This window comes from Candidatus Aquicultor secundus (genome assembly GCF_002791875.1).
Taxonomy (GTDB): domain Bacteria; phylum Actinomycetota; class Aquicultoria; order Aquicultorales; family Aquicultoraceae; genus Aquicultor_A; species Aquicultor_A secundus.
This window is the reverse complement of record NZ_PFNG01000069.1, coordinates 533-4,370: the sequence shown is the minus strand read 5'-3', so window position 1 is coordinate 4,370 and position 3,838 is coordinate 533. Positions and strand designations below refer to the sequence as shown.

General features: G+C 49.9%; 4 protein-coding genes. 2 read left to right on the top strand and 2 right to left on the bottom strand.

From position 1 onward, the window contains the following. Together COY37_RS02750 and COY37_RS02745 are read left to right on the top strand one after the other, a co-directional pair. On the top strand, window positions 1-1,311 hold a 1,311-nt coding region (locus tag COY37_RS02750; RefSeq protein ID WP_286975973.1), incomplete at its 5' end, for a PD-(D/E)XK nuclease family protein. Between the two features lie 192 nt (window positions 1,312-1,503). Beyond that, entirely contained in the window at window positions 1,504-2,484 is a 981-nt protein-coding gene (locus tag COY37_RS02745; RefSeq protein ID WP_286678160.1) for a 3'-5' exoribonuclease YhaM family protein, read from the top strand. A gap of 306 nt (window positions 2,485-2,790) precedes the next feature. On the opposite strand, the gene COY37_RS02740 is transcribed toward COY37_RS02745, so the two are convergent. Together COY37_RS02740 and COY37_RS11755 are read right to left on the bottom strand one after the other, a co-directional pair. Next, entirely contained in the window at window positions 2,791-3,315 is a 525-nt protein-coding gene (locus COY37_RS02740) for a hypothetical protein (RefSeq protein ID WP_286678161.1), read from the bottom strand. 362 nt (window positions 3,316-3,677) lie between these two features. Continuing rightward, window positions 3,678-3,838: helix-turn-helix domain-containing protein (locus tag COY37_RS11755; RefSeq protein ID WP_353682993.1), on the bottom strand; the 161-nt coding region annotated here is incomplete at its 5' end.

Here is a 3,838-nt window from a genome sequence, read left to right as displayed (position 1 = left end):
AAACCCGCGATAGCGTTCAAGGTTGCGGGCATCGATAAACCCTTCGAGGCGCCCGGCTACCCCGAGTTGAAGGATGAACTAAAAGCAGATACCGACAGCGAGGATAAGCGCCTCTTGCACGTCGCCATAACAAGGGCCGAAGAACGCCTGGTCATAACGGGCATCTGCAATATCGATAAGAAAGATCCGGCCAAGAGCGAGAACAACACCTACATCGAGTGGCTAATGGCCGCCCTTGGACTCGAGCACCATGGAATTCGAGATGCCAGAGATGCCGGTTCGTATGCCTGGCATGAGAGTGGTATTGACTGCCGGGTGGTATGCCCCGGGACGGTCGCGGATATCGATGAGGCACCTTCTCCCCTGCTTGGCATAGGTTCGGGGCTTGCTGAAAGAGGTGGAGAGGATGAAGAAAATGGCGAAGCGGATAAAGCGGATGAGACGAATGATGAGGCGACGTTGCCGGTAATCGACCTCACACCGGTTAATTTGGTAAGCCGTCTACACGTCCGCGAACTTACCTATTCCTCGATCGAGGAATATCAAGCGTGCCCGCAAGGGTTTTATTTGAAGAGGATTGTTGGTGCTAATGCTAACACTAGTATTAGTGCTGGTGCTGGTGCGGGTGCGGATGGTTTTGAAGTACCCGTTGGAGGCAAAGATAAAGAGGTCTCCCTCCCCGCCTGGTTCGGGACCGTTGTGCACGAGCTATTCGAGCGCATAGATATGCCCTCGCTGGCTGAAGGCGGCTTGCCGGCCGTCAGCGAGGATGTTGAGGCTGTCATTGCCTCTTATCCCGAACTCGACGAAGGCGACAAACAACGCGCTCTCGGCATCATTCAAGAATTCGGCGCATCGCCGCTTGCCGCAAGGCTCGGGCAGGCCGCGAACATTCAAAAAGAGGTCCCCTTCTCCTTCTTGCTCGGCGATGTAACCCTCTCGGGCCGAATCGATGCCCTGGCCGCAGAGGATGACCGCATACTAGTCGTCGATTACAAGACCGGTAACAGGGATGTTGATTTAGAAGTGCTTCAAGAAAAATATAGCCTGCAGATGGATATTTACGGCCTTGCCCTTCTAAAAAGCGGCGCCGAGAAGGTCGAGGTGGCCGTAATCGGGCTCGAGAATGGTTCCCAAGCTATCAGCCGGGTCTACGACCGGCAAGAAATCGCAACGTGCGAGGGTGGGCTGCTGGCGATGGTGGATGATATAAATCTCACCGACCAGAGCTGGCCTTTTACCTGCGATGAGGGCAAGTGCAAGTTCTGCGGGGTTGTGAGGTTCTGCAGGCGCAGGTTGGTCTCCAACTAAATCGGCACTCGTTTCTTTTGCGCAACCCATTGATGTGATTATATAAGATATGCTTATATAAGTGTTCCACCTATGCACATCGCCAGGCTAGTAAACTTACGCCTATTAGCTTTATAATCAGCCTAAGAAGTAAATCTAAAAAAACAACTCTAAGAAATAATTCTAAAAAACAACTACGACTAAGGATGAATTATGGCTATCGACCTAAATAAGCTCAAAGACGGCGACCGGGTAAACTGCCGTCTCATGGTTTTTAAAAAAGAAAAAAGGCTGGATAAAAACGGTAAGCCTTTCGGCGACCTCATACTCGGTAACAAAACCGGTTCCATACAGGCAAAACTATGGGATTTAGATGATGCTGCCTACAATCTCTTTGGTGTTGAATCGGTTGTTGAGGTATCGGGAATCACCGGTTCATTTGCAGGCCGACCGCAAATAAAAATAAATACCATTAATCCTGTCGATGAAAGCCAGGTCGACTTTGGTGAGTTCCTTCCGGTAACCAGCAAAGATATCGGCGAGCTGCAAGCAGAGCTTCTGACATTAATCGACTCACTCCAAAACGTTTCTATCAAGCAATTGATCAGCCATATCTTCGATAGCCAACTCATCTTTGAAAGCTTCCTAAAAGCACCGGCCGCTAAGGCTTTCCACCACGCATATCTCGGCGGCCTGCTTGAACATACGGTCAGCGTGGCAAAGCTAAGTGACTCTGTCGCCAATAACTACCCCGGCGATGTAAATCGCGACCTTGTAGTCGCAGGTGCCCTGCTGCATGACATCGGCAAAATAAAAGAATTCTCATACCTCAAGTCTATCGGCTACTCTACTGAAGGCCGCCTGATCGGGCATCACGTTATTGGGTATGAGATGTTGCGGCAAGCAGCAAGCGAGCTTGCCGACATACCTGACGAGGTCACGCTTCAGCTCAGCCACCTCATCCTAAGCCACCACGGCTCATACGAGCTACAATCACCCCGCAGGCCCAAAACACTCGAAGCCCTGCTACTACACTTCTGCGACGACGCCGACGCAAAAATCAATATGTTCCTGCAGGCGGACGAAAACGCCGACGAGGACGCCGAGTGGAGCCAATACATCAGGCCCCTGGAGAGGTTTATGTATCTGAAGAAGTTGGATGGTTTTGAGGATGCGGCGTTGTTGCCGGAGTAAAGCTAGTAGTGTTCATCCTCTGCTATTATTTATGCATGGCAAACTAGGTTGTGCATGGTGCCTGCCTTGAGTATTCGGACTGTTTCCAAGACAGGCACCGTTTCGGCTGGCGTTCCTGGCTATGACATAAAACCTTGCTATTTAATCGGATCGCCCGTTACAGTGCCCTTAAATCTGCCGGCGTTTGGAAGAATATCGATATAGACGGTCGCGCCGACTATGTTCATGCTGAAAGATACTTTATCGCTTGCGGACCTTTGATCCGAATACTTGGCATGCTCGCCACCGATGGCCTTAGCCTCGATATTAAGCTAATGTTGCGGTTGTCTTAGTTTTCGTCGGGGGCACCAGCGTTGCCGGTGTAAAGTCGCTATCGACAGAACCGTGGCTCGCCGCGCCCTTCCGCGCATCGGCGAAGGTTATAACCTTGAACGTAAGGTTCTTGTCGTCCCCTTGCCCGTCTATGCTCCCCATCACTTTAATAACCGACTGCGGCAGTCCTTTGAACTTGCTCAAATCGGATTTTACAGTGAGGTGCGCTGTTCCCTTGTAGGAACCCGTCGGGTCGGTACCGCCAGCCTTTGTGGCCGTAAACTGCAGCGTGTAATCGATCGGTAGGCCCTGTGAATCGACGGTGTGCTTATCGTTTACTTTGATAGTCCAGTTGGCATTGACCTCTTTTGATTTCTCGGTCGTTGTTGGCGCCTTTGCCTGGTTGCCACCATTGTCGTTCTCATTACATCCGGTCACGGCAAGAGCGCCGAGAGTTAGTAGAAGTGCCAGCAGAAGTGCGGATAATTTTAGCGCAGGTAGTCTTTTTGTTACGATCATTCGTCCCCCTTAATAGAAATAGTTTTTATTATGCCTGAATTTTTGGTTTGTTTCTTGCTACATATAACTAATTCTAACCGATTGGTGGCTTACCTTCTACTTGGTTGTGGGATAAAAAGAAAAACTGTAAGAATTGTCCCATTAAAGAAAAATGTATCCAAGGCAAAGACAAAACCAGGACGGTAGCTAGAGGCAAAGACGAACCCATCTTTGAATGGACTAGCGAACACCTTCAAACACAAAGAGCTAAGGCTGCTTTAAAAAGAAGAAAAATCTGGCCGGTTAAACTTCTTTTGCCGTCTCTTTTTATTAGAAGCTCAAAAATTCGTGGCTGTTTGGCAACAGTTCGATTACTCAAATACTCAAGACAGGCACCGTTTCCGGTTGTATACATACTGTGCCCTGACCAGGCGTATTTCTTCGTATGAGACGCCGTGGCCTAGTTTTTCTTTTATGGGGCGCAGAACCTCTGGGCCTACCTCTTGGATGGCTTCAATAATCCTCGCCTGCCGCTCTGCCGGGA